The 14,141-nt window shown below is 69.9% G+C and carries 13 protein-coding genes; 7 read left to right on the top strand and 6 right to left on the bottom strand.

What is annotated here, in order from left to right:
- Positions 1-48: 48 nt before the first annotated feature.
- The 3 genes from H4281_RS17070 to bla form a co-directional block, all read right to left on the bottom strand.
- Positions 49-813, bottom strand: a complete 765-nt coding sequence (locus H4281_RS17070; protein ID WP_182891904.1) for a hypothetical protein — start codon at positions 811-813, stop codon at positions 49-51.
- A 137-nt stretch (positions 814-950) separates the two neighbouring features.
- Positions 951-1,472 (bottom strand): D-alanyl-D-alanine carboxypeptidase family protein, encoded by a 522-nt coding sequence (locus H4281_RS17065; RefSeq protein ID WP_182891903.1) that lies wholly within the window; start codon positions 1,470-1,472, stop codon positions 951-953.
- On the bottom strand, positions 1,469-2,353 hold the full coding sequence (gene bla / locus H4281_RS17060; RefSeq protein WP_182891902.1) for a class A beta-lactamase: 885 nt from the start codon (positions 2,351-2,353) through the stop codon (positions 1,469-1,471). The genes H4281_RS17065 and bla overlap by 4 nt, the downstream gene beginning before the upstream one ends.
- A gap of 105 nt (positions 2,354-2,458) precedes the next feature.
- Between bla and H4281_RS17055 the strand changes: the two genes are divergently transcribed.
- Entirely contained in the window at positions 2,459-3,343 is an 885-nt protein-coding gene (locus H4281_RS17055; RefSeq protein ID WP_446680388.1) for a LysR family transcriptional regulator, read from the top strand.
- Between the two features lie 4 nt (positions 3,344-3,347).
- Positions 3,348-4,253 (top strand): serine hydrolase, encoded by a 906-nt coding sequence (locus H4281_RS17050; RefSeq protein ID WP_182891900.1) that lies wholly within the window; start codon positions 3,348-3,350, stop codon positions 4,251-4,253.
- Positions 4,254-4,539: 286 nt separating this feature from the next.
- On the opposite strand, the gene H4281_RS17045 is transcribed toward H4281_RS17050, so the two are convergent.
- Positions 4,540-5,505 carry an SEFIR domain-containing protein gene (locus H4281_RS17045; protein ID WP_182891899.1) on the bottom strand — a complete coding sequence of 322 codons (966 nt, stop codon included), beginning with the start codon at positions 5,503-5,505 and terminating at the stop codon, positions 4,540-4,542.
- Between the two features lie 191 nt (positions 5,506-5,696).
- On the opposite strand from H4281_RS17045, the gene H4281_RS17040 reads away from it, so the two are divergent.
- The 4 genes from H4281_RS17040 (at position 5,697) to H4281_RS17025 (ending at position 11,776) form a co-directional block, all read left to right on the top strand.
- Complete coding sequence (locus H4281_RS17040; protein ID WP_182891898.1) at positions 5,697-6,272, top strand: TIR domain-containing protein; 576 nt, start codon at positions 5,697-5,699, stop codon at positions 6,270-6,272.
- Between the two features lie 4 nt (positions 6,273-6,276).
- Positions 6,277-7,884: a tyrosine-protein kinase family protein gene (locus tag H4281_RS17035; protein ID WP_182891897.1), complete on the top strand. Its 1,608-nt coding sequence runs from the start codon at positions 6,277-6,279 to the stop codon at positions 7,882-7,884.
- Between the two features lie 68 nt (positions 7,885-7,952).
- A complete protein-coding gene (locus H4281_RS17030) occupies positions 7,953-8,579 on the top strand; it encodes a hypothetical protein (protein ID WP_220507314.1) in 627 nt (208 codons plus the stop codon).
- Complete coding sequence (locus H4281_RS17025; RefSeq protein WP_182891896.1) at positions 8,576-11,776, top strand: ATP-binding protein; 3,201 nt, start codon at positions 8,576-8,578, stop codon at positions 11,774-11,776. The genes H4281_RS17030 and H4281_RS17025 overlap by 4 nt, the downstream gene beginning before the upstream one ends.
- A 48-nt stretch (positions 11,777-11,824) precedes the next feature.
- On the opposite strand, the gene H4281_RS17020 is transcribed toward H4281_RS17025, so the two are convergent.
- Positions 11,825-12,532: a S1 family peptidase gene (locus H4281_RS17020; protein ID WP_182891895.1), complete on the bottom strand. Its 708-nt coding sequence runs from the start codon at positions 12,530-12,532 to the stop codon at positions 11,825-11,827.
- Between the two features lie 259 nt (positions 12,533-12,791).
- Here H4281_RS17020 and H4281_RS17015 point away from each other — a divergent pair, with 259 nt between their 5' ends.
- Entirely contained in the window at positions 12,792-13,208 is a 417-nt protein-coding gene (locus H4281_RS17015; RefSeq protein ID WP_009076775.1) for an STAS domain-containing protein, read from the top strand.
- A gap of 115 nt (positions 13,209-13,323) precedes the next feature.
- Here the strand turns inward: H4281_RS17015 and shbA are convergent, their stop codons facing one another.
- Complete coding sequence (gene shbA / locus H4281_RS17010) at positions 13,324-13,974, bottom strand: RNA polymerase sigma factor ShbA (protein WP_220507313.1); 651 nt, start codon at positions 13,972-13,974, stop codon at positions 13,324-13,326.
- Positions 13,975-14,141 lie beyond the last annotated feature (167 nt).

The following is a 14,141-nucleotide window of genomic DNA, read 5'->3' as shown; positions in this document are numbered from 1 at the left end:
AGTGGACGGAAGGCCTCGCGCTCCCGAGCGGGGCGCGAGGCCGCCCGGTCAGGAGCCGGGGCCGGAGTAGATTTCCGCGGCGGGCGGGGCCTTCGCCGGGACGGGCTGGTCCCAGCCGCTGAATTCCATCGTGCCTTCCGAGGGGGATTCGAGCCGCAGCAGGCGGTGCGAGCCCGCGGCCTCGAGGAAGATCGTCCGGCTGCCGTTCTTGTAGCGCAGCGCCGGAGTGCCCGCCACGTCAGCGGGTTCGGCCGCGGAGTAGCCGGGCTTGTCGACGTCGTCGGCCATGGAACCGACGAAGACGTCGAAGTCCATGAACAGCTTGAACACCTCGCCCATGCCCTGGGCGAGCGGGGAGTCGAGCGACACCCACTTGTCGTTCACCATCGCGGCGGCCTCGGCGGGCAGCCCGGCCTCCTTGGTCAGCGACTTGCTGAACCGCATCCAGACCTTCTCGCCGACGCGCAGCATCGGGACCTCGACGCCGTCCTTCTCGATCGAGCCGCTCACGCTGTCCTTGTTGAACTGCATGTCGACCTTCATCTTGCCGTCTTCGCTCTTCGAGCCCTTGACGTGGACCGCGGTCGACTTCTTCATCGCGGCCTTGACGGTTTCGCCGACGGTCGCGGCGTCGAGCGGGGCGGCGGAGGGCGAGGCGGGTGCGGCGGGTGCGGCGGGCGAGCTCGCGGCGGCCGGCGGCTGGGCGGCGTTCTCGCCGGAGCCGGAGCCGGAGCAGGCGGTGCACGCGAGCGCGGCGGCGGCCGCGACGGCGCCGCAGCGCAGGAGGAGACGGTTCGAGACCGGGCGAATCATGCGATTTCCGTTCGGGACAGGCCCAGGACACCCCCGGGCACATCCGCTTATCGCCCGGCTCGGGGGTTCGTTACGGCTTGTCCGGTTTCGTCACATATCCGTGACTCGCCGCCTGGTCCACGGTGGACTGACCAGTCTCAGCTGGCGGCGCGGGTGGCGGCGAAACCGGGGTGCGGAAGCCGCTGCGGGCGGCCGTCCGGGTGGTACTCGAAGTGCCACCATTCGTTGTCGTACACGCGATACAGGCCGAACCGTCCACCGTGGACTTCGAGCCACTGCGCGCCTTCGTAAGGCCGGACGTCGAGCGCGACGCCTTGCACGTGCTGCGATTGCGCGGGCGGAAGCGTGAGATGCAGGGCGAGCTCGTGCGAACCGGCGCGCTGCACTTCGGCGTGGAACAGATCGGCCTGCGTCGCGGCGTCCCGGTGACCGGACGTCAGGCCGAGCAGGATTCCGTGCCGCCACAAGGCTTCGGTGCGCGCCGCGGTGAACGCGGCGTACGTGCCGGGCGTCAACCCGGCGAGGTTTTCGGCCGGATAGCGGGCCCCCAGTGCCCACTGGCACGCGACGTGCCGTGCCCGGCCCCGCGCGACCACCCACGCGACCGGCACGAAAAGCACCGCGAGCACGTGGGTGACCACTCGGTAGATTCCGGTCACTGCAACGCCTTCACGACCGCGGCGGCGGCCTGCGCGATCAGTTTGTCGTCGGACTTCGCGTCCTTCCGCGGGCGGTCGGACAGCACGGCGAGCACGATCGGGGCCCGGTTCGGCGGCCACACCACGGCGATGTCGTTGCGCGTGGCGTAATCGGCGGATCCGGTCTTGTCCGCGACCTGCCAGCCGGCGGGCACGCCCGCGCGGATCACGTGCGCGCCGGTGGTGTTGGCGCGCATGATCTTGGTGAGCACGGCCTGCTTGTCCGCCGGGAGTCCCGAGTCGAGGGCGACGGCGCGCAGGTCCTTGGCCCAGACTCGCGGGGTGGTCGTGTCCCGGACGTCACCAGGGCTCGTCTCGTTGAGAGCGGGCTCGATGCGGTCCACGCGGGTGACCGTATCCCCCAGCCTGCGAAGCTCCGCAGCCAGCCCGGCGGGGCCGCCGATTTCGCGGAACATGAGGTTATCCGCCGTGTTGTCGCTGTAACGCAGCGCAGCGTCGAGGACGCTCTGTAACGACATCTGCTCCCCGATGTGCTTCTCCGTAATCGGGGAATTGGGCACGAGATCGCTTTGCCGAATCGTGACCGTGCGGGCCAGATCATCCCCTCGGTGCAGGATCGCTGCCGCGTTGAACACCTTGTGCGTGGAAGCGTAGGCAAAGCGGTCGTCGGCGTGATAGGCGACCTCGCGGCCGTCGCCGGTGTCGATCGCGTAGACGCCGAGCCGGGCGTCGAAAGCCTTCTCCAGCGCGGCGAAATCCGGCTGCGCGACAGTCTTGGCCGCGGCCGGCGCGGCGCTCGCCGGCGATTCCGGTGTTGCTGGTGTGGCACATGAGGCTAGCGCGACCAATGCGAACGCGGCCAGGGTCAGCCTGCGGAACACGGGGTTCTCCCTCCGAAGTCGATCAACTCCCCAGCAGCGTGCCCGCTGCCGGTTCATGCGGGCCAAGACACTTTTGTGCGAGATGATGCGAATCTGGCATAGGCTGTGGTCGTGGACTTGGTCGGCTGCTGCAAGGCGTTCGTGAGCGTGACCGAAGCGGGGAGCTTCACCGGCGGCGCGGCGGTCGCGCGGATCCCGCAGCCGGTGGCGAGCCGCCGGATCGCCGCGCTCGAGAAGCACCTGGGGGAGCGGCTGTTCGACCGGTCGACGCGGCGGGCGCGGCTCACGCCGTTCGGCCGGGATCTGCTGCCGTCCGCGCAGCGCCTGGTCCGGCTCGCCGAGGCGATGGAACACGACGCGCAGCGGGCGCGCCGGCGGCCGTTGCGGCTGGCCGTCCCGGACACGTCGACCACGCGCGATCTCGCCGAACTCGAAGCGCAGGCGCGGACGGTCGAGGTGTTCCTGGAGTTCCGGGTCGCCGGGCCGGCCGAGCGGGCCGAGTTGGTGCGGACGCAGGAGGTGCGGGCCGCGCTGGTCGCGGTGCCGCCGGAGGACGGGGTGTGGACGGTGCCGCTCGGGCTGGCCGGCGAGGCCGAGCCGGACGAAGCCGTGCTGTACCTGGAAACCCTGCGTGCGGGCCGGTCGCCCGGTGCGCGCCGCCGGGTGTGGGTGCAGCCGGAGGACGACGTGCCGCATGTCCGCGACCGGGTGTTCCGCGCCCGCGACGCGGCCGGGCTGCTGCCCGCGCAGGTCGAGGTCGCCGCGACCCTGACGACGGCCGCGGCGAGCGTGATCGGGTCGGCGGACCTGCTGCTGTGCTCGGCGGATCAGGCGCGGGAACTGGGCCTGGCGTGGCGTCCGGTGGGCGGGGTGCGGCTCGCGCGGGGATACGACGTGGCGGCGGGGCTCGGCGACGACGTCGATCGGGTGCGGACGCCGTTGCGCGCGGCGATAGCGCGCTGTCTCGGTGCGAACGTTGCGGCAGACTGACGCCGTGAACACTGAGGCGCTGCTGGCGCGGCTGAGGGACGAACTCGACGAAGGCGGGCTGCGCGGCTCGTTCCTCGTCCGGGATCTCGCGTCCGGCCGCGAGATCGGGATCGAGCCCGACCTGGAGTTCGCGACCGCGTCGCTGGTCAAGGTCCCGCTCATGGCGGTGACGCAGGACCGGATCCGGCGCGGCGAGCTGGACGGCGCGCAGCAGGTGGAGATCGAACCCGAACGCATCGACACCGCGGGGCCGACCGGGCTGTCGCGCTTCCGGCATCCGGCGCGGCTCGCGGTGGCCGACTTGATGTACCTGGCTTCCGCGATCAGCGACAGCGCCGCGGCCGACCAGTTGTTCGCCCTCACCTCGCCCGCGGAGGTCACGCGGACGGTGCGGGAGTGGGGCATCACCGGCATCTCGGTGCGGCATTCAGTGGGGGAGCTGAGCGATACGCCGGTGGAACGCTTCGCCGCGGCCGACGTGCATCTCGCGCATTCGCTCGCGATCGGCGCGGTCACCGAAGGACAGGGGCATCCGGTGCGGCAGCTGGATGTTTCGCGCGCGAGTTCCGGTTCGGCCCGTGCGTTCGCCGACCTGCTGACTGCACTGTGGACGCCGTCGAAGATCGATCCGGACGTGTCCGCGCGGGTCCGTGAGCTGATGGGCGACAACCTGCTGCGGCAACGGCTCGCGCCGGATTTCGCGTCGGATTCCGCGAAGTGGTCCTCGAAAACGGGAACGCTGGTGAACTTGCGGCACGAGATCGGGGTGGTGGAGCACTCCGACGGTCAGTCGTTCGCGGTCGCGGCGCTCACCGAATCCCGGGTGCCCGCGGCGATCCAGCCGGAGGCGGAGATCTTGATGGCGCGGGTGGCCCGGTCGTTGCGGGACCACTTGCGCGCTCGCGGATGAGCGGACCGGCCGGATCCGCCCTCGCGGCGAATCCGGCCGGCTCTCCGCGTCAGGCCAGGCCCAGCAGCGTGAGGATGAGAACGATTCCGTGCGTCTGCATTTCCCGCACCTCCCTCCCGGATCCAGGCACGGAAAACCCCGCCGCGAAACAGCTGTATTTCGCGGACGACGGTATTTCCGTGATTCTCGGCGAACCGCCCGGAGTGAGCGGCGTGCACCCAGAATGCGATCCGGGAACGTGCGGCGAAAGGGGTTTCCTGTTTCCTCGAAAGCAGGAAACAGCTGACTAGCGCAGCGTCGGGTTTCCCCAGGCCAGCGCCGCTGGGCGGGTCGTCCGGGCAGTGGGGCCCGCCGGAGCGACGCCCGCCGCGGGGCGGCGGATCTCGAGCCGCAGCCGCCGGACGCCGGTGACGTCGAGTTCGGTGTGCCGCGGGCTGCCGAACGCGGAATGGTCGAGGTGGCGGATTTCCCCGTCGAGCCGGACGCAGAACAGGCCGGTCTGGAATGCGGCGTCCTCGGCGTCGTCGAGCACTCCGGCGACCGCGGTGAAATGCGCGTAGGAGCCGCCGAGGTCGATTTCCGCGAACGCCCACGCCCCGGAAGTCGGCCCGGCGGTGCGGAAAACGACGCTGTGCTCGTAGCTGATCCCGTCGATCCGCGCTGGGCCGGCGGTGATGTCCGCACTCTTCTCGCGCCACGGCAGTTCGGTCGCCAGTGCCGGTCCGGGTGCGGAATCCGTTGCCCCGCGCCAGGTTCCGCGCACCGGGCGTTCGTTCTGGCTGCGCCCGGTGATCGCCGAGATCAGCCCGGCGACGCCGTCGTCGGTGAATTCCGGAACCCGGTAATGCGTGGTGCAATACGGGGTCAGGAACGACGGGATGTCCTCGACGGTGCCTCCGGGAAGCACCACCGGCAGGATGCGGCGCGTCTCGCCGTGCAGGTCGCGGGTGAGTGCGTCGCGCATGATCCTGGCCTCGAACTGGGAACCGCGGCCCTCGTGGGCCGGAGCCTCGCCATTCGCGCGCCGTTTGTAGTCCGGCGAGGCGATCACCAGGACGAAATCGGCGGCGAGGATGTTCCTGATCGCCCAGTCCGACCAGTCGATCCGGGCGGAATCGTCCCACTGGTCCAGCCGGACGTCGAGCCCGATCCGGGCGCGCAGGAAGCTGGCGAAGGTCCCGACCCGCTGGTAATGCTCGGCGGTGTCGTGAGCGTAGCTGATGAAGATCCGCGGTGCGGCGGGGGCGGACATCGGTCTCCTCGGATTCCGGCGGCAGCGACCGGTCCAGTTTCGGCTCCGGCCCCCGGCGCGACCGGCGACCGCGGTTTTCGGCCACAAAATGTCCAGAATCTGTCCCTTGTCCGCGCCGGGGCCGAAGGTATCGTCGGTGGCCGAGTCGAGCACAGCCACGGCCGCGGAAATCGACGGGGAGCGCTGCCCAGGTGTACCACTATGATGTTTTCATCAGTTATCTGCGGACCGCCGATCCGATCGCCCGATGGGTGCGCAACCATTTCCAGCCCCGGCTGCGCGAACTGCTCGACGGCAACCTCGACCGGGAGGCCGAGGTGTTCTTCGACGGATCGGTCCGGGTCGGCGGGCGCTGGCCGGACGAGGTGCGCTCCGCCTTGCGGCACACCAGGATCCTGGTCCCGGTGTGCTCCCCGAAGTACTTCTACGACGAATGGTGCCTCGCCGAGTGGGCCTCGATGGAGCGCCGCGAGAAACTGGCCGGCGGGGACCGCCCGGCCACCCTGATCTACCCGGTTATCTACTGCGATTCGAAGAATTTCCCACCGTACGCGCACGAACGCCGCTGGGAGAATCTGACCGAATGGAATCATCCGTACGAGCAATTCCAGGTCTCGCCCAAATACATCGGTTTCCACGACCGGATGAACCGCATCGCGGCCGAGATCGAGGAACTGCTGAGCGACGCGCCGGCGTGGCGCGCGGACTGGCCGGTGCTCACGCCCCAGCCGGACGTCCCGCCCGCGTCCCGTTTCCCGAGGCTCTGAAGCGATGGCCGGAACCGTGATCACGTTCTACTCCTACAAAGGCGGGGTGGGCCGGAGCTTCACGCTGGCCAATGTCGCGGTGCTGCTGGCCCGCTGGGGCCATCGCGTGCTGTGCGTCGACTGGGACCTCGAAGCGCCGGGCCTGCGCGAGTACTTCCGCCCGCGGCTGAACCCGGAGCTGCAGGGCGGGGTCGTCGACCTCGTGACCGACTTCCGGGCGGGCTCCGTCCAGCCGAACCGGCACGTCCTCCCGGTCGAGTTGGACACGGTGACCGGCGCGCTGGACTTCCTTCCCGCGGGAGCCGACAGCCCCGATTACCCAGCACAGGTACAGGGAATCGACTGGGAAAGCTTGTACGACGACGAGTTCGGCGAGTACCTCGAACGCTGCCGCGAGGCGTGGACCGCGGACTACGACTACATCCTGCTCGACAGCCGCACCGGCATCTCCGACGTCGGCGGCATCTGCACCGCGCATTTGCCCGACCGGCTGGTCGTCCTTTACACCGCGAACATGCAGAGCCTGCGCGGCGCGGTCGATGTCGCGCGCCGAGCGAATGCCGCGCGGAATGCCCTGCCCTACGACCGTCCGCAGCTGCCGGTGCTGCCGGTGCTCTCGCGGTTCGACACGCGCGAGGAGTACGACCGCTCGGAAAACTGGCGGGAAATTTGTCTCAACGAGACGCGAAGCCTCTTCGACAGCTGGCTGGACCAGGATGTCCCGCCCGCGGTGATCGCGCGGCACCTCACGCTGCCGTACGTGTCGTACTGGACCTTCGGCGAGCAGTTGCCCGTGCTGCTGGAGAAAAGCCCGGGCGCGGACCAGATCGGATTCGCCCTCGAGACAGTCGCCGCGGTGATCGCGCATTCCTTCGACCGGACCGAACTGCTGGCCGAAAACCGGGACGCCTACGTGGCGGCGGTGCGCACCAAGACGCAGAACTTCGCCTACGACATCCAGGTCAGCATGCCCCGCTCGAACCTCGAGGTGTCCAAGAACGTGGTGGCGGAGCTGGAAAAACTCGGCATCCGGGTCGGCAGATCGCTGTCGGGCGACCGGTCCTGGCTCGGCCGCGCGGAGACCGACGCGCGGCACCTGTGCCTGGTGATCGACGGCAAGGCGAGCCGGTGGCAGCTCGCGGAGGTCGAGCTGTTCCTGCACCGCACGCTGGGCCAGGACCGCAGGCTGATCCCGGTGCTCACCGAAGGAACCGATCCGCGCGAGCTGTCCGGATACCTCGGGAATCTGCGGCACCTGCGGCTCAGCTCGGTGAACGGCCCGGCGAAAGTCGCGCGCAGCCTCGCCGACGAGATCGGCGCGGGCCGGACCCTGGTCGACACCGGCCAAACCGACCTCGTTTCCCTGCTGCGGCAAGCAGTGCACGCCCGCCTCCGGCCCGGACTGTGGGACCTCGTCGACGACCTCGCGAGCGAAATGCCCGCCGCGGTCGGCGCCGGAGACAGCGTGCGCGCACAAGAACTCGGCGCGGACCTGGCGGTGCTGCTGCGCCCGCGCCGGGACGACGACGACGCGATCCCGCCGCCGCCACGGGTCCAGAAAGTCCTGGACTGGGCCCGGCGAGTGCTCGACGTGCGGGTGACCGGCAGCTAGCCGCGCCCCGCGAATCCCCACGCCCCGCCGCGCCCGCGGCCGGGCCGCCCGGTGAGAAAGGACGGCGGATGCACGAACGACTGAGCCACAAGCAGTCCGCGGCGATGATGGCGCTGATGGTGCACGGCCAGGAGATGTCGAACCCGCAGCTGCGGAAGGAAGCAGGCTTCGCCCTCGACGGGAAAGACCGGCTCAAGCTCAACGAAAAGTACGTCAGCAGCCGGAAATCCGGCCGAGCGTTCGTGCACCAGCTGACCGACGACGGCTGGGTCTGGTGCGAGGAGGAACTCGCCGCGCTGACTCCGCCGAAGCCGGTGCGCAGCACGTTGACCGTGGTGGCCTACCTGGCGCTGAACCGGTTCTTCGAGTACCTGCGGCTGCACGACGTCTCCCTCAAGGACGTTTTCACCGGCGGGGAAGCGCCGCCGGCGGCGGATCTGGAGGAACAGATCCGCACGGCGTACCGGAAGCTCGCCCGCTCGCCCCGCGGCTGGGTCGGCCTTGCTGACCTCCGGCCGTTGCTCGGCGGTGCCGCGAGCACTGAGGTCGACGCAGTGCTCAAACAGCTGAGCCGCACCGGGCAGGCGCACTTGGTGCCCGAGTCCAATCGCAAGGCTCTCACTCCTGCGGACCGGGAGGCGGCCGTGCGCATCGGCGGTGAGGACAATCATCTGCTCTCCATCGAGGCGTCATGATCGAACACCTCGCTGTTCTGGCGACCTTGCGCTTCGACTGGGTCGACGCGCCTGACCACGTGTGGCGGGATTCGCCCTACCACGTCGACGGTTTGCACGCCGACGTGATGGCCGCGATCGACGCCAGGATCCGCCATGCGGCCGCGAGTGACGGACCGAGCCCGATCGGCCTCGCGATGCAGGGGATGAAGGGCGTCGGCAAGACGCATCTGCTCGGCATGGTCCGGCGGGCGGCGCATCAGGCAGGCGGCTACTTCTTCCTGGACAACCTCACTGCCGCTGACGCGTTTTGGGAGGACGCGGCCGACGCGTTGCGTCAGGGGCTGTCGCGGTTGGACGGATCAGGGGAGCCGCAGGTGCGCAGCTTCGTGCGGCGGGTGTGCGAGCGCAGCGACGTGCCGTGGGAAAGCACTACGGCGTTGCTGAGCGGCCGGAGGTTGAGCCGGTCGCATCTCGAAGCGTTTCTGGCTGGATTGCGAAAACTGGACCGGCAGGTCGCGATCGAATGTGCGGACACGGCCCGCGCACTGGTGCTGTACGCCTCGGACGATGCGACTCACAACGAGGTCGGCAACGAGTATCTCAGCCGCAACGAGGAAACGAAGTCCGGTGCTCGTCGCAAATGGGGCATCGGGATGAAGCCCAAGTCCTCGTCGGCGCAGGTGCACGACATCACGCGATTGCTTGCGCTCACCGGGCCGCTGGTGATCAGCGTCGACCAGTTCGACACGCTGGTCGCCAGTTCGGACAAGCTGCAGAGGGAAAGCGGAAGGTCAGGGACAACCGACCTGGTTGTCGCCCAGATCTCCGACGGGCTGATGGGATTGCGGGACATCACCCGCCGGACAGTGACCGTGCTCGCGTGCCTGCCCTCGACGTGGGAACTGGTCAAGGAGAAGGCTGCCGACACCGTGCCCGACCGGTTCGAGGAAACGCGCACGCTCGGACGGGTCTTGGACGGCGAAGTGGGTCGGCGCCTGGTGGAACGGCGTCTCGGGGTCGCCTACGCCGCGATGGATTTCACTCCTCCGCATGCGACCTGGCCGGTGGCCGCCTCGGCATTCGACGGCCCGTGGGAGGAATGCACCCCACGGGAGATGCTGAAGCGAGTCGGTGCGCACATCGAGGCGTGCGTCCGGGCCGAGCGAGTGGTGGAAATGACCACCTTCGATCCGGATACGCCGACGGCGCTGCCTGAGCGTTCCCACCCGAAGCTTGATCGTTTCGCCGAACTCGATGCTTGGTTCGAGCAGCTCCGTGCCGAGGCGGATCCGTCAGCGCTGCTCGACCACAAGGTCGAGGACGAGGTCATGCCCCGGCTGCTCTCGGCCGCGTTGCGCGGCTGGATCACCGAGGTCGGCGACGACGAGATGGAGTGGGACACCCGCGGCAGCGACGGCGAGTTGCACGCCTGGCTCACCCACACCCTCGACGAGGCTTCGGATCTTGAGGAGCATTGGGCGTTCCGCGCGATCGCCGCGAATCATGCTGTCGCGGTGCTGAACCGGTTCCGGAAGGCTCGTTCGGCCGCCGGACAGCGACGGGGAGCGGACAACCGGCACCTCGTCGTGATCAGGAACTCGTCGTGGTCCAAAGGCAAGCAGACCCAAGCCGAGCTGCGGGCCTTCGAAGCCGCCGGCGGGAAGCGGCGCAAAATGTCCGAAGCGGACGTCCGCACGTTCTGGGCGCTGGACGAGATGTTCGTCAAGGGCGGCCCGGACGTCCACGAATGGCTCATCGACCGCCGTCCCGCGCGCCGGTCCCAGCTGCTCTCCGGCGTCCTGCCCGATACCGCGCAACGCCCCGAGCGCACCGCGCCCCCGGTCCAGCACTCACCGACCCAGCCGCCCCTCTTCGCGCAACCCACCTCTGTACCAGCGCAAACGCAGCGATCCGCCCGCAACGGAAGCGCGCAGGCCCCTCGTTCCGACGGGACCCACCCGCCACCTGACGGCACCCTCACCCTCGGCACCGAAACCGGCTCCGGCAAGCCCGTCCGCATCGAACTCTCCGCTCTGCGCAAGCACGCCGCCGTCTTCGCCGGTTCCGGGTCGGGGAAAACCGTGCTCCTGCGCCGCATCATCGAGGAATGCGCGCTGCTCGGCGTGTCGTCGATCGTGCTGGACCCGAACAACGACCTCGCCCGCCTCGGCGACGCGTGGCCGAGTCCGCCGAGCGGCTGGGGGCCGGAAGACGCCCAGCTCGCCGAGCGCTACTTCGAGGGCACCGACGTCGTCGTCTGGACCCCGGGCCGCGCCACCGGGCGTCCGCTCGGATTCGAGCCGTTGCCGGACTTCGCGGGGGTGCTGGACGACGAGGACGAGTTCTCCGCGGCAGTCGAGGTGGCGGTAGCCGCTCTCGCGCCGCAGGCCCGGCTCACCGGCAGCACCGCGAAGGCGGACATCGGCCTGGCTGTGCTGCGGCAGACGATCGTGCACCACGCCCGCACCGGGTCGCGGAGCCTGCCGGAGCTGATCGACGTCCTCGAAGACCTCCCCGAGGGCGTCACGAATCTCAACGGAGGCCGGAAGATCGCCGCTGAGGTCGCGGAGCTGCTCAAGGCCGCGATGGTCAACGACCCGCTGTTCGCCGGAGCCGGGACCCCGGTCGACCCGGCGTTGCTGCTCACCCCGGCCGGCGGCAAACGGGCGCGGATCTCGGTGATCAGCTTCGCCGGGCTGCCCGCCGAGGCGCAGCGGCAGAGCTTCGTGAACCAGCTGCAGATGGAGCTGTTCGCGTGGATCAAGCGGAATCCGGCGGGGGACCGGCCGCTGGGCGCGCTGTTCGTGATGGACGAGGCGCAGACGCTCGCGGCGTCCGGGTCGCTCACCGCGAGCACGCGCAGCACGATCGTGCTCGCCGCGCAGGCCCGGAAGTACGGGCTGGGGCTGCTGTTCGCGACGCAGGCGCCGAAGGGCCTGCACAATCAGATCGCCGGCAACGCGATGACGCAGTTCTTCGGGCGGCTCAACAGCCCGGCGCAGATCGCCGCGGCGAACGAGATGGCTCGGGCGAAGGGGAGTCCGGTGGCGGACATCTCGCGGCTGGAGCGGGCCCAGTTCTACGTGTCCGGCGAGGCGTTCGGGTTCCGGCGGGTGTCGACGCCGCTGTGCCTGAGCCACCACCCGGCGAGCCCGCTCCGCCTTGAGGAGGTGCTCGCGCGGGCCAGGAACGGGGAGGGAAGAGGGGAGGGGTGAAACAGCGGCCCGGGCCAGGGGATCCGTCCTGGCCCGGGCCGCTGCGAATCAGACGCCCGCGACCGACTGGATCCAGTCGCGGTACTGGGTGATGTTGATGTAGGCGGTGTAGGACTGGCGGTCGCTCGTGGACGCGACGCCGACCTGCTTGCCGTTGGCGTACATCGGGCCGCCCGAGTCGCCGCCGGCGGTGATGCCGTCGCCGCGGTTGGCGCACACCGAGACGCCCGCCGCGCCGTCCGGGCAGTTGACCGAGGTGACCTGGACGTTGGCCACCTTCAGCACCTGCGACTGGCAGTTGATCTCGGGCTGGTCGGTGCAGGTGGCGCCCCAGCCGTAGACCTGCGCGGTGTCGCCGACGTTGACGTCGCTCGCGGTGCCCAGCGGCGCGTACTCGGTCTGCACCTTCTGGTCGATCTGGACGAGCGAGATGTCGGCGTCGGGGGAGTCGTGCACCGACGTCGCGGAGACCTCGGTGCCCTGGGTCTGGTCGAGGCTGCCGACGTGGAAGGTGATCTGCTTGCCGCCCGCGCCCTGCGTGCAGTGCCGGGCGGTGAGGATCCAGTCGGGAGCGATGAGCGTGGCCGAGCAGAGTTCCTGGCCGCCGGCGAACATCCGGGCGGCGGCGTGCAGGGAGTCGGCGGTGCTGCCGTCGATGATGGCGGGCTGAGCGGGGGCGGCGGTGGCCGGGGCCGCCGCGGCGACGGCGGCGAAGGCCAGGCCGGACAGGACTGCGGCGGTACGCGCGATACGCACTGGTGATCATCTCCGGTGGGTACGGGGAGCAGTGGTCAGGTACTGACCCACCGTCGTGAATGTCGGTAAATGACGGAACCCGCCGAAGGTCGGGCTGACTCAGTTCCCGACTTTCGTCGTAGGACAAGCGGACCAGCCCGCGTTGACATGGTGCCAGCGTGGAGTGTGAGCGCGGTCACCGTGCCCGGAGGTCCAGAATGGTGTCGGGTGGACGAGCGGGCGCGACAGGCCCCGCCTGGACAGGGAGTGCTGCACGCGGATGGAAGCCGGCTCACAGGGATCGGCACGGCTGAAGTCGTCGTACCGCTACGACGACCTCGACGTGCTCACGCTGCTGCTGGCGGGGGAACTCGACGCCGGCACCGCGCTGGTGGTGGTGCGGGCGGTGACGTTCGCGCTGGCCAAGCGCCCGATGGCGCTGGTGCTGGACCTGACCGGGCTGACCGAGCTGAGCGACGCGGGCGTCCACGTCCTCCGCGCCGCGCAGGACCGCGCGGCCGCGGAGGGCGTGGTGCTGCGGCTGCTCGCGCACCCCTCGGGCGCGGCGGGCCGCAGGCTGGCCGAAACCGGGATGACCGGGGTGTTCGACATCTACCCGGACCGCACGGCGGTCCGCGTGGAGACCGACCGGATCGCGTTCCTGCGCCGGATGAAACGGCGGCTCGACGCGGGCTGAGCCGGTCCGGATCCGGGCGTTTCGGGCCCGCCCGCGCCGCCGAGGTGGCCCGAGCGGGTGAACTTCGGAGATTTTTTCTCCAGTGGTCCGGACCAGTTGCGGCGATGTTGCGAGTTCACGCCAGCAGCGCTTCGGCGAGCCCCTGCTCCTGGATCGAGTCCCGCAGTTTCGCCAGCGCGCGGCATTGCGTCACCCGGACGTTGCCCGCCGAGATCCCGAGCGCCTTCGCGGTTTCGGCCGACGTCAGGCCGACGACGACACGCAGCGTCAGGATTTCCTGTTGCAGCTTCGGCATCCCGGCCAGCAGCCTGCCGAGCGAAGCCCCGAGGTCGGCGGTCAGCGTGTGCGATTCGGGGCCGTCGCCGAGATCCGGGTTCTCCGGGACGTCGGACACCGGTCGCGAACGGTCGCGCGACACCGCGCGGAACGCGTCGGCCACCTTGTTCGCCGCGATCGCGCGCACCAGGTGCAGGAAGGATCCGCCGCGGTCCTCGTATCCGGGAACGGCCTGGAGGACGGCGATGCACACCTCCTGCGCGACGTCGTCGGCCGACAGGTACGACAGGTCGCGTCCGCCGATGCGGGCGCGGCAGTAGCGCGCGATGACCGGTTTCAGCAGCGCCAGCAGTTCCGGAGCCGCGCCGGGGACGCCGTCGCGGGCCGCGCGGACCACGGTTTCGAGTCTTTCGGCCAGCCCGGACGGGCGCGGCAGCGCGGCGAGCGGGACGTAGCCTTCGACCGGTTCGGGCACGGTGGCGGTGGGCATAGGGGTCGTTCCTTTCGTACGGGCGGCCGCGGTGGTCTCGCCCGCTCGATCCGGGAGTCGGCCGTCCGGGCGCGGATGTTGCGCCCGCGCGGGTGTTGTCCAGCTTCTGTCCGTTGCGCGGCAACGGAATTCGCCCGGACCTGGACAGATCTTGGACAGGTTCCGCC

Source organism: Amycolatopsis dendrobii (genome assembly GCF_014145675.1).
Lineage (GTDB): Bacteria > Actinomycetota > Actinomycetes > Mycobacteriales > Pseudonocardiaceae > Amycolatopsis > Amycolatopsis dendrobii.
The sequence above is the reverse complement of the archived record's forward strand: the minus strand, read 5'-3'. Positions and strand labels throughout refer to the sequence as shown.

What these genes read in the sequence shown, in the direction of transcription:
- H4281_RS17070 (WP_182891904.1), bottom strand. Translation starts at nt 813, where the DNA reads ATGATTCGCCCGGTCTCGAACCGTCTCCTCCTGCGCTGCGGCGCCGTC.
- H4281_RS17045 (WP_182891899.1), bottom strand. Translation starts at nt 5,505, where the DNA reads ATGTCCGCCCCCGCCGCACCGCGGATCTTCATCAGCTACGCTCACGAC.
- H4281_RS17035 (WP_182891897.1), top strand. Translation starts at nt 6,277, where the DNA reads ATGGCCGGAACCGTGATCACGTTCTACTCCTACAAAGGCGGGGTGGGC.
- H4281_RS17030 (WP_220507314.1), top strand. Translation starts at nt 7,953, where the DNA reads ATGCACGAACGACTGAGCCACAAGCAGTCCGCGGCGATGATGGCGCTG.
- H4281_RS17025 (WP_182891896.1), top strand. Translation starts at nt 8,576, where the DNA reads ATGATCGAACACCTCGCTGTTCTGGCGACCTTGCGCTTCGACTGGGTC.
- H4281_RS17015 (WP_009076775.1), top strand. Translation starts at nt 12,792, where the DNA reads ATGGAAGCCGGCTCACAGGGATCGGCACGGCTGAAGTCGTCGTACCGC.
- shbA (WP_220507313.1), bottom strand. Translation starts at nt 13,974, where the DNA reads ATGCCCACCGCCACCGTGCCCGAACCGGTCGAAGGCTACGTCCCGCTC.